This window comes from Actinomadura darangshiensis (genome assembly GCF_004349235.1).
Taxonomy (GTDB): Bacteria; Actinomycetota; Actinomycetes; order Streptosporangiales; family Streptosporangiaceae; genus Spirillospora; species Spirillospora darangshiensis.
This window is the reverse complement of record NZ_SMKY01000069.1, coordinates 18,481-35,386: the sequence shown is the minus strand read 5'-3', so window position 1 is coordinate 35,386 and position 16,906 is coordinate 18,481. Positions and strand designations below refer to the sequence as shown.

General features: G+C 73.1%; 16 protein-coding genes. 4 read left to right on the top strand and 12 right to left on the bottom strand.

Annotation, left to right across the window (positions count from 1 at the left end):
- Together E1293_RS17405 and E1293_RS17400 are read left to right on the top strand one after the other, a co-directional pair.
- On the top strand, positions 1-386 hold a 386-nt coding region (locus E1293_RS17405; protein WP_132198456.1), incomplete at its 5' end, for a methylated-DNA--[protein]-cysteine S-methyltransferase.
- A gap of 52 nt (positions 387-438) precedes the next feature.
- Entirely contained in the window at positions 439-1,032 is a 594-nt protein-coding gene (locus E1293_RS17400; RefSeq protein WP_132198455.1) for a TetR/AcrR family transcriptional regulator, read from the top strand.
- Here E1293_RS17400 and E1293_RS17395 read toward each other — a convergent pair.
- From E1293_RS17395 to E1293_RS17375, 6 genes are all read right to left on the bottom strand, one after another.
- Positions 998-1,915 (bottom strand): oxidoreductase, encoded by a 918-nt coding sequence (locus E1293_RS17395; RefSeq protein ID WP_132198454.1) that lies wholly within the window; start codon positions 1,913-1,915, stop codon positions 998-1,000. The two genes, E1293_RS17400 and E1293_RS17395, sit on opposite strands and share 35 nt — an antisense overlap.
- A gap of 130 nt (positions 1,916-2,045) precedes the next feature.
- Entirely contained in the window at positions 2,046-2,534 is a 489-nt protein-coding gene (locus E1293_RS17390) for a glutathione peroxidase (RefSeq protein WP_132198453.1), read from the bottom strand.
- Between the two features lie 95 nt (positions 2,535-2,629).
- Positions 2,630-2,791, bottom strand: coding sequence for a hypothetical protein (locus E1293_RS47490; RefSeq protein WP_165978254.1), 162 nt, complete (start codon positions 2,789-2,791; stop codon positions 2,630-2,632).
- A gap of 136 nt (positions 2,792-2,927) precedes the next feature.
- Positions 2,928-3,086 carry a hypothetical protein gene (locus E1293_RS47485; protein WP_165978252.1) on the bottom strand — a complete coding sequence of 53 codons (159 nt, stop codon included), beginning with the start codon at positions 3,084-3,086 and terminating at the stop codon, positions 2,928-2,930.
- Between the two features lie 85 nt (positions 3,087-3,171).
- Entirely contained in the window at positions 3,172-3,465 is a 294-nt protein-coding gene (locus E1293_RS17380; protein ID WP_132198452.1) for a hypothetical protein, read from the bottom strand.
- 29 nt (positions 3,466-3,494) lie between these two features.
- A complete protein-coding gene (locus E1293_RS17375) occupies positions 3,495-4,655 on the bottom strand; it encodes an LCP family protein (protein WP_132198451.1) in 1,161 nt (386 codons plus the stop codon).
- 159 nt (positions 4,656-4,814) lie between these two features.
- Here E1293_RS17375 and E1293_RS17370 point away from each other — a divergent pair, with 159 nt between their 5' ends.
- Entirely contained in the window at positions 4,815-6,818 is a 2,004-nt protein-coding gene (locus tag E1293_RS17370; RefSeq protein ID WP_132198450.1) for an ABC transporter ATP-binding protein, read from the top strand.
- 11 nt (positions 6,819-6,829) lie between these two features.
- Here the strand turns inward: E1293_RS17370 and E1293_RS17365 are convergent, their stop codons facing one another.
- On the bottom strand, positions 6,830-10,408 hold the full coding sequence (locus E1293_RS17365; RefSeq protein ID WP_132198449.1) for an AAA family ATPase: 3,579 nt from the start codon (positions 10,406-10,408) through the stop codon (positions 6,830-6,832).
- Between the two features lie 189 nt (positions 10,409-10,597).
- Here E1293_RS17365 and E1293_RS47480 point away from each other — a divergent pair, with 189 nt between their 5' ends.
- The gene (locus E1293_RS47480; protein ID WP_165978253.1) at positions 10,598-10,951 is read left to right on the top strand and encodes an STAS domain-containing protein; all 354 of its coding nucleotides are present in this window, start codon (positions 10,598-10,600) and stop codon (positions 10,949-10,951) included.
- Here E1293_RS47480 and E1293_RS17355 read toward each other — a convergent pair.
- Genes E1293_RS17355 through E1293_RS17335 form a run of 5 tightly spaced genes read right to left on the bottom strand, consistent with a single transcriptional unit; the run spans position 10,948 to position 16,495 of the window.
- On the bottom strand, positions 10,948-11,712 hold the full coding sequence (locus tag E1293_RS17355; RefSeq protein WP_132198447.1) for an SGNH/GDSL hydrolase family protein: 765 nt from the start codon (positions 11,710-11,712) through the stop codon (positions 10,948-10,950). The genes E1293_RS47480 and E1293_RS17355 overlap by 4 nt on opposite strands.
- Before the next feature lie 27 nt (positions 11,713-11,739).
- Positions 11,740-12,369 carry a GTP-binding protein gene (locus E1293_RS17350; RefSeq protein WP_243716287.1) on the bottom strand — a complete coding sequence of 210 codons (630 nt, stop codon included), beginning with the start codon at positions 12,367-12,369 and terminating at the stop codon, positions 11,740-11,742.
- A 34-nt stretch (positions 12,370-12,403) separates the two neighbouring features.
- Positions 12,404-12,871, bottom strand: a complete 468-nt coding sequence (locus E1293_RS17345) for a DUF742 domain-containing protein (RefSeq protein ID WP_132198446.1) — start codon at positions 12,869-12,871, stop codon at positions 12,404-12,406.
- 28 nt (positions 12,872-12,899) lie between these two features.
- Positions 12,900-13,349 carry a roadblock/LC7 domain-containing protein gene (locus E1293_RS17340; RefSeq protein ID WP_132198445.1) on the bottom strand — a complete coding sequence of 150 codons (450 nt, stop codon included), beginning with the start codon at positions 13,347-13,349 and terminating at the stop codon, positions 12,900-12,902.
- Positions 13,346-16,495, bottom strand: a complete 3,150-nt coding sequence (locus E1293_RS17335) for a sensor histidine kinase (RefSeq protein ID WP_207938897.1) — start codon at positions 16,493-16,495, stop codon at positions 13,346-13,348. The genes E1293_RS17340 and E1293_RS17335 overlap by 4 nt, the downstream gene beginning before the upstream one ends.
- Positions 16,496-16,906: the final 411 nt, after the last annotated feature.

The window sequence follows — 16,906 nt, the reverse complement described above, 5'->3', positions numbered from 1 at the left end:
CCGGCCGCCTGGCCCCCGCCCTGTCGGCCCTGCGCGACTACTTCGCGGGCGACCTGAAGCGCTTCGAGGTCCCGATCGACTGGCGGCTGACGTCCGACGTCCAGCGGCAGGTCCTCGAAACGCTGTACGAGTCCGTCCCGTACGGGGAGGTCATCACCTACGGCGCGCTGGGCGACCGCAGCGACACCGGCGTCCACGCCCAGGTCATCGGCCAGGTGATGGGCGGCAATCCGATCCCGCTGATCGTCCCGTGCCACCGCGTCGTCGCCTCCAACGGCCTGGGCGGCTACAGCGGCGGCTCCGGCGTCGAGGTCAAGCGCTGGCTCCTCACCCTGGAGGGCTCCATCCCCGCCACCCTCGACTGGGACATCACCCGCGCCCCGTAGGACTGGACCGGCGGCACATGCCTACCCATCGTCGGGAACCTAGAATGGGCGGGTGCCGAAGATCAGTGAGGCGACCGTTGCGGAGCATCGGGCGCGGCAGTTGCGGAACCTGCTGGACGCGGCGCGGGCACTGGTCGCCGAGGAGGGGATCGAGGCGCTGTCGCTCGCCGCGCTGGCGCGGCGCGTGGGGCTGTCGCGGCCGAGCCTCTACGAGTACTTCCGGTCGAAGGACGATCTGGTCGCCGCGGTCGTCGGGGACGAGCTGCCGCGCTGGGCGGCGGTCGTCGAGGGGGCGCTGAACGGCGCGGAGGGGCTGGACGGCAAGGTCGAGGCCTACGTCCGGGCCCAGCTGGAGGTCATGACGGACGGGCGCCACGCCGCCGCCGTGGCGCTCGTCGAGCACGCCCTCGCGGAGCCCGCGCTGGAGCGGATCAGGGTGGGCCACGCGCAGTTGCTGCGGCCGCTGGTCGCGGCGCTGGCGGAGGCCGGTGTCCCCGAGCCCGCGCTGCGCGCCGAGCTGATCCAAGGGCTGGTGGACGCCGCCGCCCGGATCGTGCAGCGCGACCCGGCCGATGCCGACGCCGTCGTCGGGGGGACGCTGGCCCAGGCGATCAGGGGGCTGGGTCGGGAGCCTCGGCGTAGCTGACGCCGGTGAGCGTTTCGGAGACCTCCCAGAGGCGTTCGCCCAGGCCCGGGCGGTCCGCCTGCGGAGGCGTGACCACCTTCGCCGGTGCGCCGCGGTACTGGAGCAGGCGGGGGCCGTAGCAGGCGCCGCCCTCCACGTCCGCCGTCGCCGCGTAGAGGGACGGCAGGGCGCCCGCGGCGGCCGACTGGGCCATCACCACGTTGCCCATGCCGGTGACCTTCTCCATGAGCGAGTTGCCCTGCATCCTCGGGCCGGTCTGCTGCAGGTTCGTCGCGGCGTAGCCGGGGTGGGCGGCGACGCTGGTCAGGTCGGTGCGGCGGTCCAGCTCCTTGGCGAAGACCAGGTTGGCGAGCTTGGCCTGGCTGTAGGCCGTCCACTTGCCGTACCGGCGCTCGTTCTGCAGGTCGTCGAAGCGCAGGCGTCCCGTCCAGGCGAAGCCCGAGGTCACCGTGACGACGCGGGCGGACGGGGCGGCGCGCAGCGCGGGCAGCAGGAGGCCGGTCAGCGCGAAGTGGCCGAGGTGGTTGGTGCCGAACTGCATCTCGAAGCCGTCGGCGGTGGAGCGGTGCGGGATGGCCATGACCCCGGCGTTGTTGACGAGGATGCCGAGGGGGTCGTCGCCGAAGCGGGCCGCGAACGCGCGGACGGACGCCAGGTCGGCGAGGTCCAGTGAGCCGAGGACGAGGTCGGCGCCCGGCGCGGCGGCCTTGATCCGGTCGAAGGCGGCCTGGCCGCGTTCGGCGCTGCGGCAGGCCAGCACGACGGAGGCGCCGTGCCGGGCGAGCTGGAGCGCGGTGTGGTAGCCGATGCCGCTGTTGGCACCGGTGACGATCGCCCGCCGCCCGCGCAGCTCGGGGATGTCGCCGGCCGTCCATCCGCCCATGGGGCACCTCCACGTCATAGCGCGACACACAAGTTAGACGCGCCCTCGAATAGAGGGCAACCGGTTGCCGGTGTGGCGCAATTCACAGCGGCGGACGCGCCCTCCGGCCGGGGAAGGCGCGTCCGGACGCTCAGGCCGGCAGGTTCTTCTCGATGGCGGCGACGACCTCGTCCGCCTCCGGCTCGGCCTGGGGCGCGAACCGCGCCGCGACCGTGCCGTCGGGGGCGATCAGGAACTTCTCGAAGTTCCACCGGATGTCGCCGGTGTGGCCCTCGGCGTCCGGCGTGCCGACGAGCCCCTGGTAGAGCGGGTGCCGGCCGTCGCCGTTGACCTCGACCTTCTCGGTCATCGGGAACGTGACGCCGTAGGTCGCCGAGCAGAACTCGGCGATGTCGTCCGCGGTGCCGGGCTCCTGCCCCATGAACTGGTTGCAGGGGACGCCGAGGACGGTGAAGCCGCGCCCCGCGTACGTCTCCTGCAGCCGCTCCAGGCCGGAGTACTGCGGGGTGAGGCCGCACTTGGAGGCCACATTGACGATGAGCACGGCCTTGCCCTGGTACTGGCCGAGGTCCGCGGTTCCGCCCCGCAGACCGTCGATCTCTACGTCGAAGACAGACATGGTGCCGATCCTAGGAGATCATCCCCCGGGACCGGCCCCGCCGCCCCCGCCGATCGCGCCGCCGGCGCCGCCCCGGGGACCGCGCCGCCGGCGCCTCAGCCGTTCCCGCCGAGGGCGTTCACGAAGGCGGCGAGCTGGTTGCCCGCGTTCCCGAGCTGGTCGAAGGCGTTGTTGACCACTCCTGCCGCATCCGTCGGTGAGCTCAGCAAGTAGAAGATGACGAAGGCGATCGCCACGTAGCGGAGGTTCTTCTTCATCCGTAACGCCGTCCCTGGTTGTAGCGCGCGACACAATTGACCCGATCCAATTGTGCCCAGCCGCGTGTGCCCGCAAAGCGCGATTTTACTGTGACGCGGGCGCCACCGCTTGCTGGCCCCGGACGGCGGCCGGACGTCAGTTCGGGATTGCGCTCATGAACTGCGACAACGACTCCGCGGCGTTGCCGAGCCCGCTCAGGGCGTTGTTGACGAGGTGGGCCGCCCCCTGCGGCCTGCTGATGACGTACCACGCGACGAAGGCGATGGCGCCGATCTTCATATGCTTCTTGTTCACTACAACCACCCTCTGCGGTCAATTGCCTACGGAGAGTGATTCCCAGGGGCGGCCGAAGGGAGATCAAGGGAGGGTAAAGAGCAGGTCAGGTCCCCTTGGGGTGCGCGGTGAGGTACTCGATGTAGAAGGGCCGCAGCGCGTCCGCCATCTCGCCCTCCCCCGCGTGCGTGAACTCCTCCAGCAGCGACAGGCCGTGGAGCAGGTCGAACTCGGCGCGGCCGACCTCCCCGGTGGCCGCCGCCGCGGCCGGGATCGCCCGCAGCAGGTCCCACAGGAAGCCGACGTCTCGCCGGTCCCTGGCGAGGTCGATCGCGCGGTCGTGCAGCTCCTTGGACGTCAGCCCGTCCAGCTTCGTACCCTCTGGCGTCACATCGGACATGGTCCGACTCTAAACGAGCCGCCGCCCCGTCACTTCGTGATGACGTCCTCGGGGATCTTCTGGTCCTGCTTCAGCGCCCCGAACAGCTTGCCCGCCTGCGACCTGTCCCACGTGATGTAGGAGCCGGCGGCGGCCGAGCTGCCGTTGCCCCCGATCGGGACGGTGGTCGTCACGCCGTCGCCGCCGCTGACGCCCTTCATCGCCCACATCATGCGGACCAGGTCGTAGAGGTGGTCGCCGTCGTCCACCAGGAAGTTGCTGGTGGCGTTCATCGCCAGCGGGACGCTGCGGAACGGGTTGAGCAGGGTTCCCGGGCTCGTCGACTTCTTCATCAGCGCGCCGAAGAACTGCCGCTGGTGCTCGACGCGCTCGAGGTCGGCGCGGGCGAACTTGCGGGTCCGGACGTAGCCGAGCGCCTGGCCGCCGCTCAGGTCCTGGCAGCCCGCCTTGAGGTCGAGGCCCGCCTTCTTGTCCTTGATGGGTTCCTTGACGCAGATGTTCACGCCGCCGACGGCGTCGACCACGCCCACGAAGCCGTTGAAGCCGATCTCGGCGTAGTGGTCGATGTGGACGTCGGTGGCCTTCTCCACGGTCTGGACGAGCAGCTTGGGCCCGCCGAAGGAGAACGCCGCATTCAGCTTGTTCGACCCGTGCCCCGGGATCGGGAGGTAGGAGTCGCGGGGCAGGCTGATGAGGGACGTCCCGCCCGAGCCGTAGTGCAGCAGCATCATCGAGTCGGTGCGGCGGCCCCCGGCGAACCCGGTCGCGAGCCGCTTCTGGTCGTCCTTCGACAGCCCCTCGCGGCTGTCGGACCCGACGATCAGCCAGTTCGTCCCCGGGGTGTCGGCGACCCGGCCGGGATAGTCGACCAGGACCGACTCGCGCTTCAGCCGCGAGTCCAGGTAGAAGTAGCCGCCGACGATGATCAGCAGGATCACGGCGAGGATGCCGCCGAGCACCTTGGGCCAGCGCCGCCGGCGGCGCCGGTAGGGCGTCCTGCCCCGCGGGCCGTCGTCGTCGTAGCGGCCCCCGGCGAGCTGGTCACCGGCGTACGGGTCACCGTAGGGGTCGCCGTGCGCCTCCCGCCCGTAGGCGGCGTGCTGGTGCTCCGCACGAACGGAGTTGTCCCTGCTGCGCGCCACGCGGTCGTCCTCCTTGCGTGTCCAGCCTTCTGGCCAGCCGTCGGTCATGCGTAGCCACCTTAGACAACCCGGGGCGTGCGCCGCGTCCGTCCACCGCATGATTGTCGACAGCCACAAATCACCACGCTATGTGACGTACGAAGCGGACGCCGTCCCCCTCAAGGCGCACACTGCTCCTTGGCCGACAGTACGCGCGGAGGGCGGCGCATGGGCAGAAGACGGCGTTTAACCCAACGATTCACCCATCACCGGACACGCCGGAACCGCCGGGAGGCGACCGCCGGGCCCCGGCTGCCGGAGCTGACCGCCCACACCTGGCACGCGAAGGACCGGGAACTCGCCGAGACCGGCCTCAGCACGGTCGCGCGGCGGCTGCCGGCCGTCATCGCCCAGGCCGCCAGGCTGGCGTGGCGCGCGAGCCCCGCCGACACGATCGCGACGATCTCCCTCAACCTCGTCGCGGGGATCTTCACGGCGTTCTGGCTGCTGGCGACGACGGGGGTGCTCACCGCGCTGTTCAGCGGCCGCCCGACGCCCGACCGCGTCCGCGAGGCGCTCCCCTCGCTGCTGCTGGTCGCGGCCGCGGTGGCGCTGCGCGCCGGGCTGCAGGCGTGCGCGGGCTGGTCCCAGTCGCGACTGAACCCGCAGGTCCGGCGGCTCGCCGAGCTGCGGCTGTACGAGGCCACGACGGCGGTGCACCTGGCCGCGCTCGACGACTCCGACTTCCTGGACGAACTGCAACGCGCGCAGACCCGCGGCATGACGTCGGCGCCGCGCGTCGTCCAGGAGGCGGTGGACGTCCTCACCGGCATCGTCGGGCTGGCCGCCGCCGCGGGGACGCTCGGCGTCCTGCATCCGCTGCTGCTGCCGCTGCTCCTGCTGACCGCCGTGCCGGAAGGCTGGGCGTCCGTCCGCAGCGCCCGGATGCAGTACCTCACCATGCTGTCCCTGGTCGAGGTGTACCGCCGGAAATGGATCCTGTCGGACCTGATGATCCAGCGGGAGCACGCCGCGGAGGTGCGCTCGTTCACGATGCGGCCGTTCCTGCTGGACGAGTACGACCGTTCGGCGGCGCACCAGCGCGCCGTGGAGCTGGATCTCGCCCGGCGGCAGACCATGGCCAAAGTCACCGGGGACATGCTGAAGGGCGTCGCCACGGCCGCGGTGTACATCGCGCTGGGACTCATGCTGTGGAAGGGCTCAGTGCCGCTGGCGGTCGCCGGAACGGCGGTCCTCGCGATCCGGTCGGGGCAGTCCTCCCTGGTGAACCTGGTGTTCGCGGTCAACCAGTGCTACGAGGAGGGCCTGTACTTCGGCGACTACCTGCGCTTCTGCACCGCCGCCGAGGACCGGATCCCCCGCCGCGCCCTTGATGTCGCCGCCGCGGAGGAGCGGGAGCGGCTCCCGGACGACTTCGCGGCCATCCGCGTCCGGGACGTCGTGTTCACCTACCCGGGCGCGGAGTCCCCGTCCCTGCGCGGGGTGTCGCTCGACCTGCGCAAGGGCGAGGTGGTCGCGCTGGTCGGCGAGAACGGCTCCGGCAAGACGACCCTCGCCAAGATCATGGCCGGGCTGTACGACCCGGACTCCGGCGACGTCCGGTGGGACGGCGTGCCGCTGGCGGAGGTCCCCCCGCAGGAGGTGTGGGAGCGGGTCGCCGTCATCGCGCAGCAGTACACGCACTGGCCGATGACCGCGCGGCAGAACATCACGATGGGCGCCGGGCGCGGGCAGGTCCAAGACGAGGACGGGGACGAGGATCCCGCGATGCTCGCCGCCGCCCGCGCCTCCGGCGCCGACGAGGTCGTCGCGGGCCTCTCCCACGGGTACGGGACGCTGCTCGACCGCCGGTTCCGGGACGGCGCCGAGCTGTCGGGCGGGCAGTGGCAGCGGCTCGCCGTGGCGCGCGGCTTCTTCCGGGACGCGCCCCTGCTGATCTGCGACGAGCCGAGCGCCGCCCTGGACGCCCGCGCCGAGCACCAGCTGTTCGAGCGGATCCGCACGCACGCCGACGGCCGCACCGTCCTGCTGATCACGCACCGGCTCGCCAGCGTCCGCTACGCCGACCGGATATACGTCCTGGAGCACGGCGAGGTGACGGAGGAGGGCGACCACGCCTCGCTGATGGGCCGAGGCGGCCTCTACGCCGACCTGTACTCCCTCCAGGCCGCCGCCTACGGGGCGGGCGGCCCGCAGGCGCAGGCGGGCTAGCTGGAGAGCCCCTAGATGTAGAGCCCGTAGCCTCCGTCCTGCCCGCGGGCGGGGGCCTCGGGGAGGTCCTCGGGGCGCAACCGCCCGGCCTCGGCCGCCGCCACCCCGCCGGGCGCCTCGTCGTCCTTGGCGGTGATGCGCTGCGCCTGCCGGGAGATCGCCGCCTCCAGCAGGTTGCGGACGAGCCGGGCGTTGCCGAACGAGGAGCCCCGCGGCTGGGCCGCGACGAGCCCGCGCAGGTCCTCCAGGATCCCGGGCGCGAGCTCGAAGCCGTCCGCCGCCGCCATCGACTCGAAGATCGTCACCAGCTCGTCGTCGGAGTAGTCCGGGAACCGCAGCCGCTTCGGGAACCGCGACTCGAGACCGGGGTTCGCCTCCAGGAACCGCTCCATCTCGGCGTCGTAGCCGGCGACGATGACGACGAGGTCGCCGCGGTGCTCCTCCATCAGCCGCAGCAGCTCGGCGATCGCCTCGTGGCCGAAGTCGCGCCGGTCGCCGCCCGCCGACGACAGCGCGTACGCCTCGTCCACGAACAGGACGCCGCCGAGGGCGCGGCCGACCGCGTCCCTGACCCGCGGCGCGGTCTGCCCGACGAACTCGGCGACGAGGTCGGCGCGGGTGACCTCGACCAGATGGCCGGACGACAGCAGGCCGAGCCGGGCGAACACGGCGGCGATCAGCCGCGCGATCGTCGTCTTGGCCGTGCCCGGGTTGCCCATGAACACCATGTGCCGGGCCGGCGGCGCCGGGGACACCTTGGCGTCCCGCCGCAGCTGCTCGGCGCGGACCTCGGCGACCAGCGCGGCCACCTCCCGCTTGATGTCGGCGAGGCCGATCAGCCGCTCGATCTCGGCGAGCGGGTCGCCGGGGACGTCGTCGCGGCCGCGGGTGAGCGTGTCCGGGACGTCCGCCAGCAGGATCTCGTCGAGCGACTCGGTCTCGTCGACGATCCCGTCGGCGAGGACGCGGCGGCCCTGCATCGCGACCGCCCGGTCGAGCAGGTTCGTCATGATGCGGACGTTGCCGACCCCGCGCTCGCGCGGCGCCGCCTCGACGAGCCCGCGCACCTTGTCCAGCACGCCGCCGGCGAGCGCGAACCCGGAGTCGGCGGCCTTGGCGGCGAACACCTCGACCAGCTCGTCGTCGGTGAGGTCGGGGAACCGGATCGTGCGGGGGAAGAAGGCGGCGAGGTCGGGATGGGACTTCAGCAGCCCGTTCATCTCCGCCTCCGGGCCGGTCAGCACGACGACGAGGTCCTCGGTGTGCGGCTGGACGCTCGTCAGCAGCACGTCCAGGACCTCGCGGCCGCGCGCGGCGTCCCCGGCGGCCGACACCAGGGCGTGCGCGTCGCGGACGACGAGGACGCCGCCGTGGGCCTGCTCCACCGCCCGGCGGACCCGCAGGACGCTCTCGCTGGCGTACTCGCCGAGCAGGTCGGCGCGCTCCACCTCGATCAGGTGGCCGGACGACAGCACGCCGATGTCGGCGTAGATGCGGCCGAGGATCCGCGCGACCTTGCCCTTGCCCGTGCCGGGGCTCCCGGTGAAGACCAGGTGGCGCAGCCGCGTCCGGGCCGTCATGCCCGCCTCGCGGCGCAGCCGGGCGGCCTCGGCCTCGGCGGTCAGCGCGTCGATCTCACGCTTGACCGGCTCGATGCCGACGCAGGCGGCCAGCTCGGCGAGCGGGTCGGCCTCGGCGGGGCGGCCCGCGATGAGCCGCTGCGGCAGGTCCGCGGCGGTGACCTCCAGCGGCTCCTTCGCGTCCTCGCCCTCGCGGGCGCGCTCGTCCGCCGCGGCGACGGCCTGGCCCGCCATGTGCTCCACCAGCCGGGCGCCGCGCAGGTTCAGCAGCGGCGGGGTGCGGCGCAGCATGCCGCCGGCGGCCGCCGCGACCTCCGCGGCGGCGTGCGCGCCGCGGCGGCCGACGGCCAGCGTGAACAGCTCGGCGAACTCGTCCTCGGCGAAGTCGCGGGTGCGGGCGACGTCGAACGCGCGGACGAGCGCCGGGTTGGCGTCGAACAGCCGCCGGTCGCCGCCGGGCCGGCACAGCGCGACGACGTTCAGCGACGGCGACCGCGCCATCAGCCGGCGCAGCTCCTCGGCCGCGGCGGCGCCGCACCGCTCGTGCGCGGCGAGCTTCTCCAGGTCGTCCACGACCAGGAGCATCCGCCCCTCCTGGCAGTCCCGGACGCGGGCCTGCAGCCACAGGACGGCGTCGCTCACCCCGAGCGAGGCGAACACCTGGTCGGAGATCCACTGGGCCTCGCGGACCGCGCCGCCCTCGGCGAGCATCGCCTCGGCGAACTCGGCGGCGGTGCCCTTGCCGGTGCCCTCGGGGCCGGCGACGAGCAGCCGGAGGGGCCGCTCGCCGGCCAGCCGCGCCGCCACCGCGTCGCGCAGCACCCGGGACAGCTCCGGCTGCCCGACCAGCTCCGGCCCGGCGACCTCCGCGGGCTCGCGCTCCGGCGCCGTCCCCGCGTCGTCCCCGGTCGCGGCGGTGCCGAACGCCAGCGTGTTGAAGACCCGGCGGACGGTGAACAGCCGCCGCAGGTCGGCCTGGAACTGGCGCACCGGCACCCGGCAGCGCGGGCTGACCGGCGCCTCCGGGAGGCCCTGCACGGCGCCGGTCGCGCGGACGGCCATGTCCAGCCAGGCGCGGGACGCGTCCGCCTCCCCCGCGACCAGGCCCCGGGCCAGCCAGGACCGCACGTCGAACTGCCACGCCTCGGCGGAGAAGCCCTCGCGAGCCGCGCGGAGCCGCTCCTCCACGTTCTCGTAGCGGTGCTTGCCGAGCACGACCGCCAGCTCGGCCGGGACGACCGCGGCCTCGGCGGCCAGCAGCAGCCTCGCGAGCGAGACGTCCGGGTCGTCCCCGTCGGCGACGGCCCCGGCGAGCCGCTCGTGCGCGGCGTCCAGGCCCCCGCACACCCAGCCCAGATACCCGACGGGGCCGGACAGCTCGGGCAGGACGGCCAGCTCCTCGTCGGTCAGGCCGGAGACCCAGGCGTCCTCCAGCCGCCGGTTGGGGACGGTCAGGTCCGCCTCGTGCAGCGCGGGGTCGGCGGCGCGCCGGTCGAACAGGTCCATGAGCGTCCGCCGGCGGCGCTCGATCGGCTCCAGGCCGTCGAACACGTCCAGGCCGTCCCGCGCCAGGGAGAGCATCACGGCGCGGCGCTCGCGGTCGTCACCGGACGGCTCGGGCAGCCACAGGCCCGGCGGGCGCCACCGCCCGCCCTGGGTGAACCACGCGGCCGGGTCGCGGACGGCCGACTCGGGCGTCGCGAGGAAGGCCGACAGCAGCTCGTAGTCGACGTCGCCGCGCGATCCGCCGCGCACCGCGGACGCGCCCAGCAGGAAGGTCAGCAGCGACCACTGCTCCGCCCCGGCCGCGCTGGTGTCGCCGCCGTAGAAGTCGCTGAGCTGGCGGGTCAGCACGACGGCGCGCTGGTCGGTGTTGTAGGCGACGGCGCGCTCGCGCATCTCCTCGTACAGCCCGTCGGGCACGCGCCAGGGGCCGTACGCGAACACGTCGAGCACGGGCTCCTCGGTGAGCAGCACTTCGAGATGGTCCGGCAGCCGGGGGGAACTCACCTGGGGTCGTCTCCTACACAGCGGATCGGGGCAATCACATCCGACAGCACCCTACGGCCCGTCTCGATCACGCACACCCCTTTGCGCGCCGGGTTGGCAGGCGGCCGATCGTCAGCGATAGTTGTCGGACGGAAAGTATCGCCGGGACGCGTCCCGGCGGGTGCCGCACATACAAGAGGGGAACCCCCCGTGCCACCTTTGGAAGTGACCACGCGGCCGGACGGCGGCAGAGCCGTGCTCCGGCTGTGCGGAGAACTCGATATCGCCTGCTCGGACGACCTGCGCAGGCACCTGAACGAGGCCCGTCGCGAGCACGGCGACCACCTCGTCCTGGACATGACCGACCTGGAGTTCATGGACTCCCACGGACTCTCGGTCATCGTCGCCTACTACAAGTCCGCGACGGCCGCGGGCGGCAGCCTCGTGCTCGCGGGCCCCCGGCCCATCGTCCGCCGCGCCCTGGAGATCACCGGCCTGCACCGGCGCATCCCGGTGACCGGCACCCTGGAGGAGGCCCTCGCCGCCGAGCCGGACCCCGCCTAGAGCGGGAGGGGCGTCGGGCGCTTCGGCCCCCGGCCGTCGCCGGAGGAGCGCCCGGTGGCCCGCCGGCCGATCCACGGGAGGAGGTAGGCGCGGGCCCAGTGGACGTCCTCGCGGCGCATGGTGAGCCAGTCGGCGCGGTCCAGCGGCGGCCAGGGCTCGCGCCAGTCGCCCTTGACCGGGATGCCGATGGCCTCGGCCACGAACAGGGCCATGCGCCGGTGCCCCTCGGGCGACAGGTGCAGGCGGTCCTCGTACCAGGCGCGCGGGTCGTTGAAGACGCGCAGCGACCACAGGTCGACGACGCTGCAGGCGCGCCGGTCGGCGATGGCGCGCAGGTGCATGTTGTAGGTGGCCGCCTTGCCCCGGATGCGGGAGCCGCTGCGCAGGCCGCGCGGGTCGAACCCGGTGAAGACCACCACGCGCGAGCCGGTGCCGCGCAGCCGGCGGACCGCGTCGTCGAAGACCACCGCGGCCGCGTCCGGGTCGGCGCCCGGGCGGATCATGTCGTTGCCGCCGGCGCAGAGCGTGACCAGGTCGGGACCGAGCCCGACGGCCACTGGCACCTGGTCGTCCACGATCTGCCGGACGAGCTTGCCGCGGACGGCGAGGTTGGCGTAGCGCAGGCCGGGGCTCAGTTCGGCGATGTGCTCGGCGAGCCGGTCCGCCCAGCCGCGGAACACGTCGTCCTGGCCGGGGTAGGGGTCGTTCAGGCCCTCGGTGAAGCTGTCGCCGATGGCCACGTACGTCCGGATCCGCTCCATTTCAACCCCATCGTAGCCCGGCTGGCGCTACGTCCAGCTCGGGGACGTGCTGCCGAGCTGGCCGCCCGCGGTACCGGGGGCGCCGGGCTGAGGCGCGGGCGCACCGGCGGGCGCGCCGGTCGCGTGCACCGTCATGGCGTGCTTGACCAGCGTGATCAGCACCTGCTTGGTGGACTCGCGGCTCCGCGCGTCGCACTGCACGATCGGCACGTGCCCGCTGATCGACAGCGCGTCGCGGATGTCCTCGACGGCGTACTGGAACTCGCCGTGGAACCCGTTGACGCCCACCACGAACGGCAGGCCGAGCTCCTCGAAGTAGTCCACCGCGGCGAAGCAGTCCTCCAGCCGGCGGGTGTCGACCAGCACGACGGCGCCGATCGCGCCGCGGACGAGGTCGTCCCACATGAACCAGAACCGGTGCTGGCCGGGCGTCCCGAACAGGTAGAGGATCAGCTCGCTGTCCAGCGACACGCGGCCGAAGTCCATCGCGACCGTGGTGGTCGTCTTGTCCGGGACGGCCGACAGGTCGTCCACGTCGGCGCTGGCCGCGGTCATCACCGCCTCGGTGGTGAGCGGCATGATCTCCGATACCGAGCCGACGAACGTGGTCTTGCCGACGCCGAAGCCGCCGCCGACGACGATCTTGACCGAGGTCAGCTCGGCCTCCCCGCCGTGCGGCCCCGGGACCTGGTCAGAGCTTCCGAAGGCCACTGAGCACCCTTTCTAGCAAGCGGAGGTCCGGCTGTCCGCCGGCGGTGGTGGGGGGCTGCGACTGGTGCAGCCGCAGCAGCCCCTCGACGGCCATGTCGGCGACGAGCACCCGCGCGACCCCGAGCGGCAGGCGCAGCAGCGCGGACACCTCGGCGACCGAGCGGGCCGACCGGCACAGGTCCATGATCGCCCGGTACTCCGGGGTCAGCACGGCCACGTCCCGCGGCGGATACGGCGCCGCGGTGACCAGGGCCTCGATGGCCAGGTCGTAGCGCGGCTTCGTCCGCCCGCCGGTCACCGCGTAGGGGCGCACCAGCGAGCTGCTGCCCTCGCCCTCCTCCCGCGCGGGGAGCCGCCCCTGCGCCGGGACCCGTCCCTGATCACCCGGCCAGCGGCCGGGCCCGCCCGGGCCACCGGGACCGCCGCCGAAGGGACTGCCTCGATCCATGTCGCCGACCTCCGTCAGTCAGTCACGGTCAATAGCGGGCGGGCCCGGCGCCCATCTCGGTCACGGGAGGCCCCGAGTACGGGGGCTGCTGCTCCGGGGTGCGCAGCGCGGGGGTCAGCACCCGGCCCACCCGCTCGACCAGCAGCGTCATCTCGTACGCGACCAGCCCGAGGTCGCAGTCGGGCGCCGCCAGCACCGCGAACACCGACCCGTTCGTGATGGACATGACGAACAGCAGCCCGCGGTCCATCTCCACGACGGTCTGGTTCACCCCGCCGGCGTCGAAGATCTTCGCCGCCCCCTGGGTCAGGCTCATCAACCCCGACGCGATCGCCGAGAGCTGGTCCGCCCGCTCGGGCGGGAAGCCCGATGAGTAGGCCATCGGCAATCCGTCCGAGGAGACCACGACGGCGTGCGCGACCTTCGCGACACGGTCGGCGAAGTTCGTCACCAACCAGTTGAGATCCTGCCCGCTCACCGGGTGCCTCCTGTCTCGCCGTCACCCTGTGACGGCGCCTCACCTGACGTGCCTTCGCCGCGAGCCTCGTTGCGTCCACGGTGGACGCCGCGCTGCAGGCTCGCGAAGCGGTTGCGTACAACGTCGGCCGTCTGGCCGTGATCCTGCTGACCCTGCACCTGCTGACCCGGCTGGCCCGGTGCCTGCTGGCCCTGCACCTGCTGGCCCGGTGCCTGCCGGCCCTGCACAGACTGCCCCTGCGGGGGCCCGCCGGGCAATGGACCGCCCTGCGCGGGAGCCGCCCGCCCGACCGCTCCGGGGATGCGGTTCTTGCCGGGCACCCGCTTCGGCAGCCCGACGGTGGTGCGGGACGTCGCCACCGGCTCGCGGATCGCCTCGGCGGCGCGGAACCCCGCGTCCGCCGGAGACTCCCAGCCCTTCGCCGGGTCCTCCCCCGACGTGCCGCCCGACCTGCGCTGGAACCACTCCGACTGCATCGCGTCGAAGATCGGCGAACGCTCGGGCACCCGGGGCTCGGGCGGCGCGGCCGGGGCCGCGGCCCGCGCGACCGGCTGGGGAACGGGCGGTTCCACCACGGTCTCGTGCGGAAGGCTCGGCATGGGCACGGGCTGGGTGCCGCCGATGTAGCCGCCGGCGTCGTCGCCGACCTGCTCCAGCGGGCCCGTCTCCCACGGGATCTGCCGCGCGCCGGGCTCCGGCACCATCGGCTGGGCCTCCGGGACGACCGACTGCGGCCCGGTCTGCCCGGGACCGCGCCGGTAGACGCCGTTGCCCTCGGCCGCGCCGTCGCGCGGGGGCTCCTCGTGCGGACGCTCGCTGCGCGGCTGGAACAGCCCGTTCGGCGGGTCGTTCGCGGGGCGTCCCGGCAGGTGCGCCCCCGGCTCGCGGACGGGCAGCTCCCCCGGCCGGCGCGGCGGCTGCCGGTCGCCCTGCTGGTACGGGTCCTGCGCGGGACGGCGGTCGCGGTGCGAGTGCCGTTCGCCCGGGGGCACCGCCTGCTGCGGCCCGGTGGCCGGGTACGCGGGGGGCCCGCCGTCCAGCGGGCGGGCCTCGCCCGGCCCCCTGGACGGGATCGGCCCGGTCTCGCCGAGGGCGGGCTGCGCGCCGGTGGCGCCCCGGACGGGACGCAGCGGCCCGGTGCCGCCGACCATCGGGTGCGAGCCCGTCCCGCCCGCCACGGGGGCGGCGGCCGGTCCGTACTCGTCCTGCCGGAACGCGCCGCCCGCGCCGAGGGCGGGCGGCTCGGCGACGGGGGCGGTGGTGAGCGCGGCGAGCTGGCCGTGCGAGCCGGACTCGCGCGGGCCGAGGCCGCGGGCGCCGATGCCGCCGGTCTCGCCGGGCGTCACGACCGCGTCCGGCAGCACCACGAACGCGGTGAGCCCGCCGCCCTGGGCGGCGCGCAGCTCGACGCGGATGCCGTGCCGGACGGCGAGGCGGCCGACCACGAACAGGCCCATGCGGCGGGCCGCGGAGAAGTCGATGACGGGCGGGTTCGCCAGCCGCCAGTTGGCCTGCTCCAGCTCCTCGGGCGACATCCCGACGCCGTTGTCGGTGATCTGCAGCATGCAGCCGCCGCCGCTGAGCAGCTGCCCGGAGACGGTCACCTTGGTGTGCTCGGAGGAGAACACCGCGGCGTTCTCGACCAGCTCGGCCAGCAGGTGGACGAGGTCGTTGACCACCGGCCCGGCGACCGTCATGTCGCCTTGAACCCGCAGCGCGACGCGTTCGTACTGCTCGACCTCGGACAGCGACGCCCGGACGACGTCGATGAGCGGGACGGCCTGGTTCCACCGGCGCGCCTGCTCCTGGCCGCCGAGGACGAGGAGGTTCTCACAGTTGCGGCGCATGCGGGTGGCGAGGTGGTCCAGCCGGAACAGGTTGCCGAGCTGCTCCTCGTCGCGCTCGCTCTGCTCCAGCTCCTCGATCAGCCGGAGCTGGCGTTCGATGAGGGACTGGCTGCGGCGGGACAGGTTGACGAACATCGCGTTGATGTTGCCGCGCAGGACCGCCTCGTCGGCCGCCAGCCGGACCGCCTCGCGGTGAACCTCGTCGAACGCGCGGGCGACCTGGCCGATCTCGTCCCGGGAGTCGATGTCGATCGGCTCCACCTCGATGCCGCCGGCCGCGGCCTCGGGATCGCGCAGCCGGTCGACCAGGCCGGGCAGCCGGGTGCTGGCGATGTCGAGCGCGCCGGTCTGCAGCCGGCGCAGCGGCCGCATCAGCGACCGCGCCATGACGGTCGTGATCAGCAGCACGATCGCCAGCAGCAGCGCGATGATGACCGCGTCGGTGATCGAGGACGTCCGGGCCTCGGCGCCCTTCTCGTCGCTCTGCGCCTTGATGTCGCTCGCCAGCTTCTGCTCGACCTCGCGCATCTTGTCGATCATGCCGGTCATCGAGTCGCGGATGACCTGGGTCGAGCGCGCGGTGCCGAGCGAGTGGGGCAGCGGACCGCCGGAGGCGTCGATACCGGAGATCACCCGCTGCCGCACCTGGCGGGCCAGGTCGATCTTGGTGCCGACCACCGTGTCCTCGTACAGCTGGGCCTGGTCCAGGGTCGCGGAGTCGCGGAAGGCGGCGAGCTCGCTGTTCTCCTGCGCGCGCGCCGCCTGGAGCTCACTCAGCTCGTCCGCGGACAGCTGCCTCGCCCGTGCGCCGGTGAGGAGCAGGGCCCGCTCGCGCGAGACCGCCTCCTTGGCGCGGGCGAGCGCACCGAGCGCGCGGCTCGATTCCGCGAGGCCGCCGTCGGCGACGTTCTGGGAGATACCGTCGAGGACGGCGACCAGCTCGTTGGTCGCGTCCGTGTACTTCTGCAGCACGATGAAGGCCGGGACCTTGGTGCCGACCACCAGCGAGCGCAGCGACTTGACGCCGTCCAGGCGGCTCAGCACCGTGCGGGCGTCGCGGATGGCCTCGGAGCCGTAGGACGCGTCGATCGCGGACGCGGCCGACCGCACCGGCGCGATCTTGGCATCGGTCTTGCGCTGCTGCGCCTCCAGCTCCGGCAGGAGCTGTGCGGCGCGGTTGGCCGCGCTGTACTCGACGGCCAGGTCGCGCTCCGCCGTGAAGTCCTGGATGAACCGGGTGATCTCCTCGCCCAGCCCTGCCATCTTCTCGACGCGCCCGTAGGTCTCCGCATCGCTCACGGAAGAGGAGATACGCACGCCGGCGAGCACGACGGCGGCGACCGTCGGAACCAGGATCAGGACGATGAGCCGCTGTGGAACACGCCAGTTCCGCAGGCTGAACCTACTGCCTGACCGAGTCGAATGGTCCGACTGAACCTCGACGTCACCTGGTCGAGGACCGTCGCGACCTTCGTCGCTTGGTTGCATTCGCCGCTAACACCCTCTCCACACGATGTCGCACACTCTCCGTGGCCTCTCAGGCGCGCAGGGTTAAAGCGACATCACCTCCACCCTCGGCGCACGACATTGCAGCACATTCCCGGATAGGCCGCAAAGGACCATAGGTCAGGAGATAAAGACCTCTGCACTGATCGTGAGTTCGTACCCGTATGTCCGTTTTCTTGAGCACGGACGGTCACTCTGCGTACA

Bases quoted from the DNA above. Each gene is read 5' to 3' on its own strand.
- E1293_RS17375 (WP_132198451.1), bottom strand. From the start codon at position 4,655: ATGACCGACGGCTGGCCAGAAGGCTGGACACGCAAGGAGGACGACCGC.
- E1293_RS17370 (WP_132198450.1), top strand. From the start codon at position 4,815: ATGGGCAGAAGACGGCGTTTAACCCAACGATTCACCCATCACCGGACA.
- E1293_RS17390 (WP_132198453.1), bottom strand. From the start codon at position 2,534: ATGTCTGTCTTCGACGTAGAGATCGACGGTCTGCGGGGCGGAACCGCG.
- E1293_RS47490 (WP_165978254.1), bottom strand. From the start codon at position 2,791: ATGAAGAAGAACCTCCGCTACGTGGCGATCGCCTTCGTCATCTTCTAC.
- E1293_RS17395 (WP_132198454.1), bottom strand. From the start codon at position 1,915: ATGGGCGGATGGACGGCCGGCGACATCCCCGAGCTGCGCGGGCGGCGG.
- E1293_RS17345 (WP_132198446.1), bottom strand. From the start codon at position 12,871: ATGGATCGAGGCAGTCCCTTCGGCGGCGGTCCCGGTGGCCCGGGCGGG.
- E1293_RS17355 (WP_132198447.1), bottom strand. From the start codon at position 11,712: ATGGAGCGGATCCGGACGTACGTGGCCATCGGCGACAGCTTCACCGAG.
- E1293_RS17380 (WP_132198452.1), bottom strand. From the start codon at position 3,465: ATGTCCGATGTGACGCCAGAGGGTACGAAGCTGGACGGGCTGACGTCC.